The organism is Streptomyces sp. NPDC045470 (assembly GCF_040646595.1).
Lineage (GTDB): Bacteria > Actinomycetota > Actinomycetes > Streptomycetales > Streptomycetaceae > Streptomyces.
This window is the reverse complement of the sequence record NZ_JBEZAN010000008.1, coordinates 61,200-76,544: the sequence shown is the minus strand read 5'-3', so window position 1 is coordinate 76,544 and position 15,345 is coordinate 61,200. Positions and strand designations below refer to the sequence as shown.

General features: G+C 71.3%; 11 protein-coding genes, 1 tRNA gene and 2 pseudogenes. 7 read left to right on the top strand and 7 right to left on the bottom strand.

Annotated elements, in window-relative coordinates; genetic code table 11:
* Window positions 1-412 precede the first annotated feature (412 nt).
* On the top strand, window positions 413-1,132 hold the full coding sequence (locus tag AB0A97_RS22865; protein WP_361152873.1) for a bifunctional DNA primase/polymerase: 720 nt from the start codon (window positions 413-415) through the stop codon (window positions 1,130-1,132).
* A gap of 322 nt (window positions 1,133-1,454) precedes the next feature.
* Window positions 1,455-2,135, top strand: coding sequence for a hypothetical protein (locus AB0A97_RS22860; RefSeq protein WP_361152871.1), 681 nt, complete (start codon window positions 1,455-1,457; stop codon window positions 2,133-2,135).
* A gap of 426 nt (window positions 2,136-2,561) precedes the next feature.
* Here the strand turns inward: AB0A97_RS22860 and AB0A97_RS22855 are convergent, their stop codons facing one another.
* The 3 genes and pseudogenes from AB0A97_RS22855 to AB0A97_RS22845 form a co-directional block, all read right to left on the bottom strand.
* A complete protein-coding gene (locus AB0A97_RS22855) occupies window positions 2,562-3,530 on the bottom strand; it encodes a DUF5926 family protein (RefSeq protein ID WP_361152868.1) in 969 nt (322 codons plus the stop codon).
* Window positions 3,531-4,349: 819 nt separating this feature from the next.
* A pseudogene (locus AB0A97_RS22850) lies at window positions 4,350-4,892 on the bottom strand (ATP-binding protein); the annotation flags it as partial.
* Window positions 4,893-4,945: 53 nt separating this feature from the next.
* The gene (locus AB0A97_RS22845) at window positions 4,946-5,788 is read right to left on the bottom strand and encodes a glycerophosphodiester phosphodiesterase (RefSeq protein WP_361152865.1); all 843 of its coding nucleotides are present in this window, start codon (window positions 5,786-5,788) and stop codon (window positions 4,946-4,948) included.
* Window positions 5,789-6,076: 288 nt separating this feature from the next.
* Between AB0A97_RS22845 and AB0A97_RS22840 the strand changes: the two genes are divergently transcribed.
* A complete protein-coding gene (locus tag AB0A97_RS22840; protein WP_361152863.1) occupies window positions 6,077-7,822 on the top strand; it encodes a trypsin-like peptidase domain-containing protein in 1,746 nt (581 codons plus the stop codon).
* 43 nt (window positions 7,823-7,865) lie between these two features.
* Window positions 7,866-7,953, top strand: a tRNA-Ser gene (locus tag AB0A97_RS22835).
* 105 nt (window positions 7,954-8,058) lie between these two features.
* On the opposite strand, the gene AB0A97_RS22830 is transcribed toward AB0A97_RS22835, so the two are convergent.
* The 4 genes from AB0A97_RS22830 to AB0A97_RS22815 form a co-directional block, all read right to left on the bottom strand.
* Window positions 8,059-8,496: a DUF488 domain-containing protein gene (locus AB0A97_RS22830; protein ID WP_361152861.1), complete on the bottom strand. Its 438-nt coding sequence runs from the start codon at window positions 8,494-8,496 to the stop codon at window positions 8,059-8,061.
* Window positions 8,493-9,092 carry a DUF488 domain-containing protein gene (locus AB0A97_RS22825; RefSeq protein ID WP_361152857.1) on the bottom strand — a complete coding sequence of 200 codons (600 nt, stop codon included), beginning with the start codon at window positions 9,090-9,092 and terminating at the stop codon, window positions 8,493-8,495. The genes AB0A97_RS22830 and AB0A97_RS22825 overlap by 4 nt, the downstream gene beginning before the upstream one ends.
* Window positions 9,093-9,103: 11 nt before the next feature.
* Window positions 9,104-9,382: a hypothetical protein gene (locus AB0A97_RS22820; RefSeq protein ID WP_361152855.1), complete on the bottom strand. Its 279-nt coding sequence runs from the start codon at window positions 9,380-9,382 to the stop codon at window positions 9,104-9,106.
* A 767-nt stretch (window positions 9,383-10,149) separates the two neighbouring features.
* Window positions 10,150-11,196 carry a bifunctional DNA primase/polymerase gene (locus AB0A97_RS22815; RefSeq protein ID WP_361152852.1) on the bottom strand — a complete coding sequence of 349 codons (1,047 nt, stop codon included), beginning with the start codon at window positions 11,194-11,196 and terminating at the stop codon, window positions 10,150-10,152.
* Window positions 11,197-11,764: 568 nt separating this feature from the next.
* Here AB0A97_RS22815 and AB0A97_RS22810 point away from each other — a divergent pair.
* The 3 genes and pseudogenes from AB0A97_RS22810 to AB0A97_RS22800 all read left to right on the top strand — a co-directional run.
* Window positions 11,765-12,670, top strand: a pseudogene (locus AB0A97_RS22810) (OB-fold domain-containing protein); the annotation flags it as partial.
* 437 nt (window positions 12,671-13,107) lie between these two features.
* Window positions 13,108-14,274: a lipid-transfer protein gene (locus AB0A97_RS22805; protein ID WP_361152850.1), complete on the top strand. Its 1,167-nt coding sequence runs from the start codon at window positions 13,108-13,110 to the stop codon at window positions 14,272-14,274.
* A gap of 120 nt (window positions 14,275-14,394) precedes the next feature.
* The gene (locus AB0A97_RS22800) at window positions 14,395-15,258 is read left to right on the top strand and encodes a DUF1906 domain-containing protein (RefSeq protein ID WP_361152848.1); all 864 of its coding nucleotides are present in this window, start codon (window positions 14,395-14,397) and stop codon (window positions 15,256-15,258) included.
* The last annotated feature ends 87 nt before the right edge of the window (window positions 15,259-15,345 follow it).

Here is a 15,345-nt window from a genome sequence, read left to right as displayed (position 1 = left end):
AAAATATCCCCCCGAACGTCAATTTGAGGTCGACTGGCGACGTTCGACAGTGCGTCATCACCACCATGGCGGGTACGTACTCGGAAAGGCGCGGAGACAGTTGGGTCCGCGCCGGAACTCTCCGACGGGCACGGGCGTCTAACACGGCGACGACCGCGCCGCACCGCACCCCCAAGTGGCGGATCTGCTTCACGGGACAGCAAGCGCCATGCGTGCGCCACCCTCCGCCACGTTCCACGCTCGGCGTATGGCGTGATGCGCTGCTCCGTACACGCAGTGACCAGAGATCCACGTGGCGTCAGGGGTTCGCAGGAGCCACCGAACAACGCCATGAAGCGGCATGAAGCGGCATGAACCGGCATGTAGTGCGATGGACATAGCCCTCGGCGTTAACGGAAAGGAACGAGCGCTCATGCGCGAGATCCTCGGAAGGCGACGCAAGCTCCAGCTCCGGCGCGGCGGAAGGTCGGCGCTGCTCGGTGCGGCGCTCCACTGCGCCACCGAGTGGCAGTGGCCCGTACTCCCGGGCGTCGGACTGCGGACCGGCGGGAAACCGGCGGGCGGCAAGCCGCCCGGTGGACGGGGGCGTGCCGAGCGCGGGGCGCGCCCGTGCAGTTGCCCGGACCCGGACTGTGTGGTGCCCGGCGCGCACCCCTTCGACCCCGGGCTGTTCGCCGCCACGACCGATGCCCGCATGGTGCGTTGGTGGTGGACGAACCGGCCGACCGCGCCCCTCCTGCTGGCCACCGGCGGCCGCGCGCCCTGCGCGCTGAGCCTGCCGGCCGTCGCCGGGGCGCAGGCGCTGACCGCCCTGGACCACTTCGGTGTCCGGACCGGCCCGGTCGTCGCCACCCCCACCCGATGGTCGTTGCTGGTCGCCCCGTACTCCCTCGCGGAACTGGGCGAGTTGCTGCACTCCCGGGACTGGGTGCCCAGCTCGTTGCGCTTTCACAGCGAGGGCGGCTACGTGGTGCTGCCGCCCTCGCAGATCGGCGCGGGCAAGGTGCGCTGGGAGCGGTCGCCGGGCACCGGTCCGGCCGCGCCCTGGCTGCCGCGGGTGGAGACGATCGTGGACGCCCTGGTCACCGCGAGCACCAGCGCGCCGGACGGCGGCAGCCGGCTCGCGTACTGACGCGCGTACCGGCTCGACCGGTTCGACCGGCTCGCCGTACCGAACCGTTCGGCCGGGCGCGCACGCTGCGGCGCCCGCCCGGCGCCTTCCCGCTCCCTTCCGCCGCGGGGCTCCCTCTCCCGCCCGCGCCCTCCGAACTCCCTCCCGCCGCTCGGTGAGGACAAAGGACGCGCGGGCGATTCACTCGTACGGGTGTGAGCTGCCCGGTGTTGGCGGGGATTCGGGGGTACGGGCCCGATATGTGCCCGTTCCGGGCCGATATGTTCGGCGCACCGTCGATCCGGCGGTCAACTCCGTCGCCCTGACAGATCCAGGTGGCCCCATGGAGCGTGCGCCGAACCTCCGCATGATCGCGCTGGCGAGCACGGTCGCGCTCGCCGTCGCGCTGCCGCTGGCGGCCGCGACCGCCGGTCCGGCCGAATCCGATCGGTCGGCGGCCGATGACTCCGCGAGTGCTACACATCCGGACGCTGATGTTCCGGTCGGTACGAGGGCGTCCGCCGCGCCGGACCCGTATGCGGCCCCGGCCCCGTCCCGCGGCGCGCACGCGGGCCCCCGTACGGGGGCGCATGCCGATTCCCGTACCGATTCCCGCTCCCGTACCGGTTCCCGGACGACGGCCGATGCCCCTGAGGTGGCCGACGGTCGTCGTACCACCCGATGCGGCCCCGAACTCGCCGCACCCGAAGGAGTGGAAGCTCAGACGTGTGTTCTCTCCGAGGACGGCCTGACCTGGGGGCGCACGTACTACCGCAACACCTCCGGCAAGCCCCTGCACGCCGTCCTGTCCCTGCTGCGGCCGGACGGCCGGACCGTACAGGCGCACTGCGACCTGCCGGCCGGTGACGAGCCCGCCACCTGCGAAACCCCGCGGGAGGCGACGGTCGGCGGGGACCCGGCGTCGTACATCGCGGTCGCGGAGGTCTCCGACGCGCGGGGCGAGCGCAAGCTGCTGCGCTCCGGCAGCAACGCCGCGCCGGATGCCGGTGGTTCGGACCAATGACGGCGCGGGAGCGGTGGGTGCACGCTGTGGGGCCGGCACGACGGCGGGCCGCCGGCGGCGTCCGAAGCGGCCGGTACGGGCCCTGACGGGGGCCGACGGCCTTGTCGGTGATGCGGGGCGACAGGAAGTACGCGGCAGGCCTGAGGCGGGCGCACAGGGGGCGCGGTGGGCCGGTCTCGCGGGAGGGTGCCCCGCGGCGGTCTCGCGGCGCCGGGGCGGCCTGCCGGTCCGGTCGGACGCGGGCATGGAAGCGCCCGGTCGCTGGCGACGGGGGATGCACCAGCGACCGGGCTCCTAGAACGGTAACAAGAGATCGGCGGTTCGCAAATTCGATCGTGGAATTCCGGACGCGTATTTACCGGTCGGTACCGCGACTTGTGACCGGAGTCACGCCCGGAACGTCGTTCCGCGCCCCTCGGGGCACGGTCAGCTCAGCGTCACCTGGCGGTTGGTGAGGCCACCGCGGGCACGGCGCTCCTCCGGCGTCAGCGGGGCGTCCGTGTCGAGCGCCGCGGCGAGCCGCTCCGCGAAGGCGGCGGCCGGCTTGGCCACGTCGTCGGCGCTCGTCCCGGAGGGCAGGTCCCAGACCGGCACGACCAGGCCGTGCGCACGGAACGAACCGACCAGACGGGTGCCTTCGCCGAGCGAGGACGTACCGGCGGCGTGCAGCCGGGCCAGCGCGTCCAGCAGCTTCTCCTCCGGGTGGTCCATCACCCAGCGCAGGTGGTTCTTCTCGGGCGTCTCGCACCAGTAGGCGCCCTCCAGGCCGTCCAGCCGGGCGGTCGGGATGGCGGCGGCGTTGGCCCGCTCCAGGGAAGCGGCGACCTCGCCCGTCGCGTTCTCGGCGTCCTCCACCCAGAACTCGAAGCCGGAGTGCACCTGCGGCTCGAAGGGCGCGGCCGGGTCCAGCAGGTCCTGGAGACGCGGGCCGTCCGCCGCGGCGCGCTCGGCGGCGACCGGCGTGCCGGGCTCGGCGGCCAGCGCGCGGCGCAGCGTGTCGGCGAGGTCGCGGCTGAGGTCCCCCGAGGCGGTGTCGTTCTGCAGGCCGAGCAGGACGGCGCCGTTGTCGCGGCGCAGCGCGGGCCAGGCCATGGGCAGGACGGTCGCCAGCGTCACCGACGGCACGCCCTCGGGCAGCCCGTCCTTGAGCTTCAACTCGACGGTGGCGGCGGGCACCAGCTCCCGCAGTGCGACCCAGTCGCACTCGCCCTGCAGGCCCTCGAAGGGGCGCTGCACCAGCTCGGTGACGGCGTGCGCCGCGCTCCGGCCGTGACACGCCTTGTAGCGGCGGCCCGAGCCGCAGGGGCAGGGCTCGCGCGCCCCGACGACGGGAATCTCGCCGTCCTTGATCTGCGGTGCTGCGGCCTTGGTCTGGGGACGGCGCTTCTTGGCCATGGCGAGGCTTTCTCCTGGTCGATCCTGGGCGTACGGACGCGTTCCGGCGCGAGCCTAGACGACTGGGCCCCGCCTCGCGGCGCGCGCTGCGAGGCGGGGCCGCGTGCTGCTCAGGAAGGGGGCGGCACGGCGCCCCGGCCGCTGTCCCCGGACGGTCCGCCCGCTGCCCGTCCACCGCCTGCCCGCCGTTCGTCCACCGCCCACGGCCGCGCGGTGCAACGGAATTGGTCCGGGCGACCGTTCGCCGCCGTATCGCCGGGTCGGCGCCCGGGACGGCGGGGGTACGGTGCGGCGCGTACGGACGGCGGCGGGGCGCGTAGGCCGAGGCGGACGCCGGGGCGCCCGTCGGGGGGCGTGGCCTATGAGGGCGGCCCGGGCCCGGCCCGGACCCGAGCCTGGGGGCCGAGGGCTCGGAGCCCGTCTGCCCCCTCAGCCGTTCGAGCGGTCGCACTCCACCAACGACAGTGCCGCCCTGACAGTCGTGCCCTGCCCAGGCACCATGTCCCGCCCGGACGCGGCCTCCAGCCCGGATGCGGCGGTCTCCCAGCCGGATGCAGCGGTTTCCCATCCGGACGCGGCGCTCTCCCGCCCGGCGGCCGACTCTTCGCGACGCGTGGCCGTGGCCGTGGCCGGTCTCCCGGCCCGCTCCGGTGCCGCCGCTGCCCGCTCGGGCCGCTGACGTCCGGAAGCCCGCCCTTGCAGAACGCCGTTGGCCCGCCCGGTGGGCAGTCCGTTGAGCCCCCCGCCGGAGAAGTCGGCGGCCAGCTCGACGGGGAGGTCCACGCGCGTAGCGAACGCGCTGCGGAGGCCGTGCAGGGCGAGCAGAGCCCAGACCGTCACCTCACCCTCCGTGTCCTCCACGCCCCATTCCTTGGCGAGGGACCGGATGATCGCCAGCCCGCGGCCTCCCTTGGCGGTGACCGACGGAGTGGCCGGTTGCGGCCGGGTCGGGCCGCCGCCGTCAGTGACCGCGATGGTCAACTGGCCGTGTCCGTCGATGCGCCACGCCGCGCGTATCGCGTCCGGCGCCCCGTCGTGGGCGGGCTCCCGTACGGAACCCGGTGTCTCCAGCCCGCATATCGGACGTGCATGCCGACACGAATTGCTCAACAGTTCGGAAAGAATGAGTACCGCGTCGTCGACGACCGTGTCCTGAACGCCGCTCGCCAGCAGCTCGGCACGCATGCGCCGCCTGGCCACCCCGACCCCCGACGGACCATGGGGTACGGCCATGACCGACGCCGTCGGCACCTCTTGTGCCACCATCAACGCCACCCCCGAGACCTCCTTCGCCCCACGCCACGGGATGAATGCCCCAATGGCCTGGACCGGAAACCGGCCAGTCCAGGTGCGGTGACGCACTCGTAACGATCGAATACGGGCCGAATGCGCCGGTGCACTCCCCGTGACGCCCGCTATCCGAGACCCAGTTGGGCTCGTACCTGTTTGGGGCGATTGGTGATGATTGCGTCCACTCCCAGGCGTTCACACAGCTCGACATCCGCCTCGTCGTTGACGGTCCAGACGTGCACCTGGTGGCCCGCGCGGTGCGCCTTGGACACGTAGTCGGGGTGCGCGCGCAGGATCCGGACGCCCGGTCCCGCGATGCCCACACCGGGTGGCAGCCGCCCGTCGCGGTGGCGCGGCGTCAGGAACTGCATCAGGTAGACACCAGGGATGTCGGGGGCCGCGGCCCGTACGCGGTGCAGTGAGCGGGCCGAGAAACTCATGACGCGGACGGGTGGCGGCCCCTCGGCCGACGCCCGGGTGTGGCCGAATCTCGCCAGTAGGGCGACCAGCCGCTCCTCCACCTGGCCGGCCCAGCGGGTGGGGTGCTTGGTCTCGATGGCCAGCTCGACGCGGCGGCCGGCGTCGGACACGAGTTCGAGAAGTCGTTCCAGGGTCAGGACGGAAGTGCGTTCCGGGTCCTCGTGCTGGCGGTCCGGCGCCTCCCAGGTGGCGTCCTCGTCCTCCTTCCAGGAGCCGAAGTCCAGCGCGGCCAGATCGGCCAGCTCCAGGGCGGAGACCGCGCCGCGCCCGTTGGAGGTGCGGTTGACCCGGCGGTCGTGCACGCAGACGAGGTGGCCGTCGGCGGTGAGCCGCACATCGCACTCCAGTGCGTCGGCACCGTCCTCGATCGCCCGGCGGTAGGCGGCCAGGGTGTGTTCCGGCGCGTCCTCGGACGCGCCACGATGGGCTACGACGGAAATGGGGGATGAGCCCGGGCTGCGGTCCCGGAGGGGGTACGCGGTGGTCACCGGGTTATCGTGCCATCGCCCGCGGGAGGGACGCCTTGTGCACTACCTGATCCGCATAACAATAGATGCGCCGTTTTTGTCCGACATCAAGGATGGAGAGACAGTCACAGCCTCGGCTTACAGCGCCCTGACGCGCGGTGGGAAAGGCTTGCGCCTGTGACAGTCGCCGGTACCGCCTGCCCGTAGCCCGTACGCCAGGGTTGCGCACCGCATCCTGGACACCGAACCGCATCCTGAAGGAGAGGCCGGGCCGTGGCCCGGCACCGTCGTGAAGCTGAGGAGAGAGCCGTGAGCACCGAGAACGAGGGCGCCGCCGTCCCGCCGGAGGCCCAGCCGCCGTCGGCGCCCCAGGCGTCCGACAGCGCACCCGAGTCCGGTGCGCGTCCGGCGGACGGCGCGGGCGCACGGGACACGGCGGGCGCGCCGGGCACACCGGACGCGCCGGGCGCCACAACGGCGCACGATGCGCCGGGCGCAGCGGGGGCGCACGACGCCCCCGGAACGCCTTCCACCCCCGCTCCTGCCGCCACTCCGCACTCCGCGCCCCCGCCGCCGGATTTCGCACCGACGGCCGGCCGGACGGGCTCGTCCGCCCCTACGGCCCCGACCGGCCAGGCGGGCCCGGCGGACAGCACCCAGCCCGGCGCCCCCGACCGTACGCAGCAGTTCTCCCAGCCCACAGCCCCGCAGGACGGCCCTCACCCGGGCGGCCACCCTTACCCCGGCGGCGAGGGCGCGCCCACAGGTGCCCCCACCCACCACACGACCACGCCGCCTCCGTACGCGACGGCGGCACACGGCGCCTCCGCGGGCGGCTGGGGCGGCCCCCCGCCCGGTTACGGAGGCGGCGGCGCGGGCGGCCCGGACGGCGTGTGGGGCGCCCCGGGCGCGCCCGCGCCGAAGAAGCGCCGCAACGGCGGCCTGGTCGCCGCCGTACTCGTCGCCGCGCTGGTGGCCGGCGGCATCGGTGGCGGCATCGGCTTCTGGGCCGCCAACCGCTCCGACACGAACTCCACGACGGTCTCCGCCTCCGGCGACCCGGAGGCGCTGAACCGCAAGCCCACCTCGGTCTCCGGGATAGCGCAGAAGGCGCTGCCCAGCGTCGTGACGATCGAGGCGCAGGGCGCGACCGGTGAGGGCGGCACCGGCACCGGCTTCGTCTACGACAAGCAGGGCCACATCCTCACCAACAACCACGTCGTCGCCAGCGCGGCCCAGGGCGGCAAGCTGACCGCCACGTTCTCCAACGGCAAGAAGTACGACGCCGAGGTCATCGGCCGGGCCCAGGGCTACGACGTCGCCGTCATCAAGCTCAAGAACCCCGCCGACGCCAACCTCGTCCCGCTCCCGCTCGGCAAGTCCGCCAACGTCCAGGTGGGCGACGCGACGATCGCCATCGGCGCGCCCTTCGGCCTCTCCGGCACCGTCACCACCGGCATCATCAGCGCCAAGAACCGCCCGGTGGCCTCCAGCGACGGCGGCGGCGCCACCCCCTCGTACATGAGTGCCCTGCAGACGGACGCCTCGATCAACCCGGGCAACTCCGGCGGCCCCCTGATGGACGCCTCCGGCAGCGTCATCGGCATCAACTCGGCCATCCAGTCCGCAGGCAACGGCGGCGGCGGTTTCGGCGGCGAGAGCCAGCAGTCCGGCAGCATCGGCCTCGGCTTCGCCATCCCGATCGACCAGGCCAAGCGGGTCGCCGACGACCTGATCAGGAAGGGCCAGCCGGTCTACCCGCAGATCGGCGCGCAGGTCCTGATGCGCGACACCGGCGACGGCGCGACCATCCCCCAGAACGGCGGCGCCGACGGCTCCGCCGCGATCACCCCGAACGGCCCCGCCGACAAGGCGGGCCTGAAGCCCGGCGACACGATCACCAAGCTCGACAACACCGTGATCGACAGCGGCCCCACCCTGATCAGCACCATCTACCAGCACAAACCGGGCGACAAGGTGACCCTCACCTACAAGCGTGGCGGCAAGGAGCACACCGCCCAGGTGACCCTGGGCCAACGCACGGGCGACAAGTGACGCGCTAGTCTGATCCCCGCGCCACCGTCACGGCGGTGCGCGGGGAGGCTTGCCCGAGCGGCCTAAGGGAACAGTCTTGAAAACTGTCGTGGGGTAACCCCCCACCGTGGGTTCAAATCCCACAGCCTCCGCAGCTCAGCAGCACGGAACGGCCCCTGACCAGCGAGTTCGGTCGGGGGTCGTTCGCTTTCCGGTGCTGCCCGCTGGTCCTCGCACCGGGTGGTGGCGGCCGGGACTCATGCCAGGTGATCGATCGTTACGTCGTCCCAGTGCTGTGAGAGGTATTCCGCAACCAGTCGGCGATGGCAGTGCTCCGCGCTGTCTTCGCTGCACAGCAAGACCGCGTTGTCGAGTAGTTCCTGCGGGACGGTGTTCTCGATCTGGCGAGTCTGCATCAGTTCCAGGAACTGTGCTTCGTAGGATGCCCAGCCGGCACCTTGCCTCTTGTAGCCGTCGAGCATGTCCTGGGTCGGTGCCAGATCGACACGGTGGGTGTATTGCGCACCGCAAAGCTGACTGAGGAAGTACTTCAGGTCGTCGCGCTTGGCGAAACCGGACAATTGTGAGACATTGTTCAGCCGCACATCGACCAGTGTCGTCACACCGGCTTCACGCAATAAACCGAAAAACTTCTCTGCCGGTTTTTTTGTGAAGCCGATCGTGTAAAGTTTCATTTTTCCGGCACCTCGTCGGTGTTCAGCTCTTCGTTGACGTATGCGATCCGCTTTTCCTGGCGGCTGAGTGCCTCCTGGAGTCGTTCGACCGGGGAGCGGAACAGTTCGGCCTGATCCAGCCCAAAGGTGGCCATCAAGCGTTGCATTGCCATGGCGTGACTCTCGACGTGTCCGTCGCTGTGAATATGTTGGACGGTGATTCCGCATTCTTCGAGAACTCGCGCCACGAGTATGCAACGATGGCAGTCGAGAGGTTCTTGTTCGGCGCACAGGACGGCAATCCGCTCACTCTGTGCACCATTCCGCAGGCGTTCGATGCCGCTGATGAATTCAGGAGTTCGTGCGAGACGGCTGAACTGCACCTGGCCGCCGACATAGCAAGCGGCGTCCGGTGTGCGTGCTCCGAGTTCTCTGCCGAGGAAGACGTATTTGATGCCGACGTCGTGCAGGGCGCGCATCACCGAGTGCCGGTTGAACTGGGGGGTGAATCTGCTGGCGGGCGCCGACCGCACATCGGCGACTGCCGTGATCTCATGTTTCTGAAGCAGGCTTGAAAACTGTGACATGCTGTGCGTGGAGTGGCCGACTGTGAACACGGTACTTGTTGTCATGGCTTGCTGCCTGCTTCGACCTTCGATCGCTCGATGATGGATGCCGCTAATTTATAAGCATAGCCCTTGAACTCTTCGCCGAGGCTCACCGTGATAAACGATTCACCCAGTTCGTGTACCTTTCCGTACTTGTTCAGGTATGACTGTTCGTACTCGGGGTCGGTTACTCGCACGATGTAAAGGCGGCCGGTGTGCCGGAACACGGCGTCCACGGCTTGCTTCGCCTCGCCGTGACTCGTGCGCGAGGTGCGTATGCGCAACGTTATGCGGCTCACGCGGATGAGCTTGAGAGAGTCGCGCAAAGTGACGGCTTGTTCCGTGGGAACTCGGTCGTGAAGGCGCCCGGGTGTGCTGTGCCCGTTGACCCATAAAGTGTCCGGGTGCTGTTCCATCGTCAGCAGTTGGTGCCACTCGGCCCTGCCCGCTCTCACCCAGCGGCGGTGGGGGTCGAGGAGCCAATTTTCGCTCTGGTAGCTGATCGGTTGGTGTCGGAGTAACGGGACGTCGATGATATCGAGTACTCTCGGGTCTGTTCCGTCCTTGTATTGCCGCTCTTCTTGGGATATCTCGTGGTTCGTACGTGCGCTGACCGGGCGTATCCAACGCCCTGTATCGGGAATTAAGCCCGCGACACATCGCCCCCCGCCCTTGCGGGAATTGGCCAGACATACGAGCCTCTTGAAATGTGTCATGCGTCCCCCCGAAGCTGCTGCCTTGGCTGCGTTCGTGAAGGTTACGCAGTGCACTAACACGGGGCGACGGGTGTCACTCAAGTAACCACCCCTATCGGCCAGTTCCGGGGCGCGAGTCGGCGCGCTCGGAGAAGGGATTTGGCGAGCGGTCCGCAGGCGTGGTGCTGGCCAGAGCGTCGCCGCTTTCAGTTCACGGTGGGCTTCGCCTCCCACAGGTCAGCAGGATCTGCGACGGGGGTGAGGCGGTGCCGCACGTCTCGGCCGACCAGCTGTACCTGGCCGGTTCGCGTGAGCCGTGACCATTGGCGACCCGCCACAGGGCCGACGTAACAATGGCTCAGTTCTTGCCCTCAATGCCGGGCCGCCGAAGCGATCGTCGCGCGGGCTTCGCGTTCGGTGAGGCCGGTGTGGAGGGCTGCGGTGGTCAGGGCGGTGGCCATTTCCTGGCCGAGGCCGGATTCGTAGGCGCGGCAGGCGGCCCAGAAGAGGCGGGCGTTGCGCTGGCCGTCCGGGGAGGTGCGGACGAAGCGGAGCAGGGCGGGGGCCGGGTTGGGGTGCGGGGGAGGTGAGGGCAGGGCGGACGGGTGGTGGAGGGAGTGGGGGTGCGGGTGGGGCGGTGACTGGGGCGGTAGGAGGGCGGTGAGGGCGGCCGGTGCCGGGGCGGGGAGCCGTGGGGTGCCGGGGGCGAGGCGGTACTCGCCGCGGGAGGTACGGGAGCCGGGGCCGACCAGGTAGCCGCCGGTGCCGCGGATGTCGATGCCCGGGGCCAGGCGTCCTGCGGAGTTGGGTACGGGCGGGGCCGGCGGGCCGGAGAAGTAGAGGTGGCGGCCGCCGCTCGGGGTGCGGACCGTGACGGTGGGCGGGAGGGTGAAGCGGTGTTGTGCGGCGAGGAGTTGCAGGGCGGTGAGGCCGTCCGCGCCGTTCTTGGTGTCCAGGTCGATGCCGATGAGGTGGTGCGGAGGGACGCCGCAGGCGATGCCGTACGCGGTGGCCCAAGGTGCGGCCGCGAAGAGGCGGCGGACGGCGAGCGGGTCCGAGGTCGCGTCGTGGATGCCGTGCCCCGGGCGGCCGCAGTCGCCGCGGCAGGGGGTGGGGGTCGGGTCGGCGTGGTGCGGGGAGCGTACGGCGGGGAGTTTGGCGCGGGTGAGCGGGAGGACGGAGTAGCCGCGGCCGGCCGCGACGAGAGCGTGGGTGAGGGCCGTGGCGTGGGCGTCACCTCGGGGAGCGGGCCGGGCGGGGCGGGGGGACTGGGCGGGACGCCGGGTGGGGAGGTCGCCGGAGCGGCCGCCGGGACGGTCGTCAGGGTGGCCGCTGGAGCGGTCGTCAGGGCGGTCACCGAGGCAGGTGCCGGAGGGGGAGGGATGGCTTCCGGTGGCGGGGAGGTGGGGAGAGGCCATGGGGCTATTTTCGTATGCGCGTTCGATTCAGGGAAGGGGTGCATGGGCTCTCGGCCGGGAAAGGCCGGAAAGGTGCGGGAATGTTGCGCCGCAGGTCGGGGCAGTCGTCGTGCAGCGCCTGCCGGCCCCGTCGTCGGGAATGGTCGGGCGTGCCCCATGAGAGGAGGAACGGCATGACGTCATGGCGCGCGTTCGCACCCTTCGCGCCTCGCTGCCTTCGCCGCCCTGCCCTGCGCGGCGCCCCTCTTCGCCGGGGTGGCGCACGCCGACAACGGCGGCCCGGCAGGCAGCGGGTGGCATGTGGCGGCGACGAGCCGGGTCGGCGCGGGAGTGGGCCGCTCGCTCTTGACTTCGAAGGCGTGCTGACGGACAGTCAGAAACTCTTCAAAGGCGAGAGTGGAGTGTGGCGGGGGAAGGAGCGGGAGTGGGTGCGGATGCTGGCACAACGGCCGCGGGCACAACGGCCGCGGGAACGGGACGAGTTAGTGGCGCACGCGGGTCCGGAGGTGCTGACGAGGCCTCCGGCAAAAGCTCCGACGAAAGCTCCGAAGAAAGCGCCGCCGACGACCTGTACGCCCGGCTGAAGCCCTTCGTGGGCCAGCCCGCCGTGACCGTCGGCGAAGGCAAGGACCCCGTCAACGAGCCGATGATCCGGCACTGGTGCGAGGCCATGGGCGACACCGGCCCCGCGTACCGGGGCCCCGGCGCCGTCGCCCCGCCCACCATGCTGCAGGCGTGGACGATGGGCGGCCTCTCCGGGCACCCGGGCCGCTCGGCGGCGCACGAGGCGCTCTTCGCCCTGCTGGACGAGGCCGGCTGCACCTCCGTCGTCGCGACCGACTGCGAGCAGGAGTATCTGCGTCCGCTCCGTCCCGGCGACCGCATCACCTTCGACTCCGTCATCGAGTCGGTGTCCCCGCGCAAGACGACGAAGCTGGGGGCGGGGTACTTCGTCACGACGCGGATGGACGTACGGGCGGACGGCGAACCGGCCGGGACGCACCGTTTCCGTATCCTCAAGTACGCACCCGCCGCACGCCGGGACCCGGTCACCCGGAACGGCCGTTTTCGGTCATCGGGGGCCGGCGATCGAGGCACCCACCCCCGCCCCGTGATCAACCGCGACAACGCCGGTTTCTGGGCCGGAGTCGCCCGCCACGAACTGCTCATCCAGCGCTGCACGGACTGCGCGACGCTGCGCTTCCCCTGGCTCCCGGGGTGCAACACCTGTGGCGGCGAGGGGTGGGACACCGTGGCGGCCGCCGGTTCCGGCACGGTCTTCTCGTACGTCGTGATGCATCATCCGCCCTTTCCGGCCTTCGACCCGCCGTACGCGGTGGGCCTGGTCGAACTGGCGGAAGGGGTACGGGTGGTGGCCGGGCTGGTCGGCGTGCCCCCGGCGGAGGTGCGGATCGGGATGCCCGTACGGCTGGAGTTCCGGACGGTGGACGAGGACCTCGTACTGCCCGTCTTCAGCGGGAGGCCGGGACCGCTGAAGCCCGGCGACGAACTGCCCCCACTGACCGTCCCCGTCACCCGCACCCTGATCGTCTCGGGCGCGATCGCCTCCCGTGACTACCAGGACGTCCACCACGACGCCGAGGCGGCCAAGGCCAAAGGCTCTCCCGACATCTTCATGAACATCCTGACCACGAACGGCCTCGTCGGCCGCTACATCACCGACTTCTTCGGCCCCCGCGCCGTACTCCGCAAGGTCGTGATCCGGCTGGGCGCGCCCAACTACCCGGACGACGTCATGGAGTTACGCGGCACGGTCCTCGCCCGGGACGGTGACGCGACGGACGTACGGGTGGTGGGCACCAACGCCCTCGGCCACCACGTCACCGGCACGGTGACCGTCACCGCCCCCGCGCACGCGCCCGCTCAGGCGCCCACCCCGGAGCCCACCCCATGACCCTCCACCGCGCGGACACCCTCAACGGCCGGGCCGCCGTCGCCGGCATCGGGGCCACCGAGTTCTCCAAGGACTCCGGCCGCAGCGAGCTGAAGCTGGCCGTCGAAGCCGTACGGGCCGCTCTGGACGACGCCGGGCTCGGCCCCGGTGACGTCGACGGCATGGTCACCTTCACGATGGACACCAGCCCCGAGATCACCGTCGCCCAGGCGTCCGGTATCGGTGAACTGTCCTTCTTCTCGCGCGTCCACTACGGCGGCGGCGCGGCCTGCGCCACGGTCCAGCAGGCGGCCCTCGCCGTCGCGGCCGGGATCGCCGAAGTCGTCGTCTGCTACCGGGCGTTCAACGAGCGCTCGGGCCGCAGGTTCGGTGCCGGTGTGCAGCGGCGCGAGCCGTCCGCCGAGGGCGCGGCGCTCGGCTGGAACCTGCCTGCCGGGCTGCTGACGCCCGCCTCCTGGGTCGCCATGGCGGCACAGCGGTACCTGTACGCGTACGGGCTCACTCCGGAGGCGTTCGGGCAGGTCGCGGTCGTCGGCCGGCGGCACGCGGCGCGCAACCCCGCCGCGTACTTCCACGGCCGGCCGATCACCCTCGCCGACCACGCCGCGTCCCGCTGGATCGTCGAGCCGCTGCGGCTGCTCGACTGCTGCCAGGAGACCGACGGCGGCCAGGCCCTCGTCGTCACCTCGCTCGAACGCGCCCGTGACCTGCGGCGACCGCCCGCCGTGATCCGGGCCGCGGCACAGGGGGCCGGCCGGGCCCAGGAGCAGATGACCAGCTACTACCGGGACGGGCTGACCGGCCTGCCGGAGTCGGCCGTCGTGGCGCGGCAGCTCTGGCGGACGAGCGGGCTGCGCCCGGCGGACATCGACGTCGGCATCCTCTACGACCACTTCACACCGTTCGTACTGATGCAACTGGAGGAGTTCGGTTTCTGCGCGCCGGGCGAGGCGGCGGACTTCGTCGCGGCGGACAGGCTGCCGCTCAACACGCACGGCGGGCAGCTTGGCGAGGCGTATCTGCACGGCATGAACGGGATCGCGGAGGCGGTACGGCAGCTCCGCGGCACCTCGGTCAATCAGGTGCCCGGCGCCGCCGGTGTGCTGGTCACCGCCGGTACGGGCGTACCGACCTCCGGGCTGGTGCTCGGCGCGGACGGCTGACCGAAGCCGCCGGAACGTCCCTTCGAACACCGTGCCGAAAAGACACTCGGAAGGCTGAATGCGTGCGGCCGATGGCGTGTCCCGCGCGCGGCGCACCGCGCCCCCACTTTGACTCCGGATATGGGAACCACAAACAAGATCATCCGACGGTGTGCGCTGCGCCCCGCCGTCCTGCTCACCGCCGCCCTGACCAGCCTGCTCGGTCTGCTGGCCACACTCCTCGCACCGGCCGCCGGCGCGGAGCCCGACCGGGCCGGGCCACGCGGCCCGAACGTGTTCCAGGGCTGGGCGTTCGACACCTGCAAGACACCCTCGCTGAGCACCTTGGCGGCCTGGAAGGGCTCCAAGTACCGCGGCGTCGGCGTCTACTTCGGCGGGCGCGGCCGGGCCTGCCCCAACCAGCCCAACCTCACCCGGGACTGGGTACGCGCCGCCCACCGCGCGGGCTGGCGGCTGCTGCCGTTGTACGTCGGTTCCCAGGCGCCCTGCGTGGTCAACAAGCACAAGCGCAAGGTGACCATCGGCAGTGATCCGGTGCAGGTGGGCACCGGCGAGGCGCAGGACGCGGTACGCCGGGCCCAGGCGCTGGGCATCGCCCCGGACAGCGCGCTGTACCTGGACATGGAGGCGTACAACCTGCGCGACGCGGCCTGTACGCGTAAGACGCTGGAGTACATCCGCGCCTGGAACCGGGAGACGGTCCGCCAGGGCTACGTGCCCGGTTTCTACAGCAGTGCCGACTCCGGCGTACGGCACATCGAGCGGGCCCGGCGCGCCGGTACGCGCGACCTGCCGTCGGTGATGTGGTTCGCGCGGTGGCACTCCAAGCCGAACCTGTACGGCGAGCCCGAGATGTCCGCTTCGGCGTGGCGTCCGCACCGGCGGATCCACCAGTACGCGGGCAATGTCGCCGAGACGCACGGCGGCCGCAAGATGACCATCGACCGCAACCGGGTGGACGCACCGGTGGCCGTGATCCGGTAGGGCGGCGGTCCGGGAGGCCGGGCGGGGTTCCGGCGCGCGGGCGCCGGAGCTCTGACGAAAGGGGGACGGGCACCCTGAGGAGGGACG

Coding starts and splice junctions, on each gene's coding strand:
- AB0A97_RS22865 (WP_361152873.1), top strand. CDS start 413: ATGCGCGAGATCCTCGGAAGGCGACGCAAGCTCCAGCTCCGGCGCGGC.
- AB0A97_RS22860 (WP_361152871.1), top strand. CDS start 1,455: ATGGAGCGTGCGCCGAACCTCCGCATGATCGCGCTGGCGAGCACGGTC.
- AB0A97_RS22855 (WP_361152868.1), bottom strand. CDS start 3,530: ATGGCCAAGAAGCGCCGTCCCCAGACCAAGGCCGCAGCACCGCAGATC.
- AB0A97_RS22830 (WP_361152861.1), bottom strand. CDS start 8,496: ATGAAACTTTACACGATCGGCTTCACAAAAAAACCGGCAGAGAAGTTT.
- AB0A97_RS22815 (WP_361152852.1), bottom strand. CDS start 11,196: ATGGCCTCTCCCCACCTCCCCGCCACCGGAAGCCATCCCTCCCCCTCC.
- AB0A97_RS22805 (WP_361152850.1), top strand. CDS start 13,108: ATGACCCTCCACCGCGCGGACACCCTCAACGGCCGGGCCGCCGTCGCC.
- AB0A97_RS22800 (WP_361152848.1), top strand. CDS start 14,395: ATGGGAACCACAAACAAGATCATCCGACGGTGTGCGCTGCGCCCCGCC.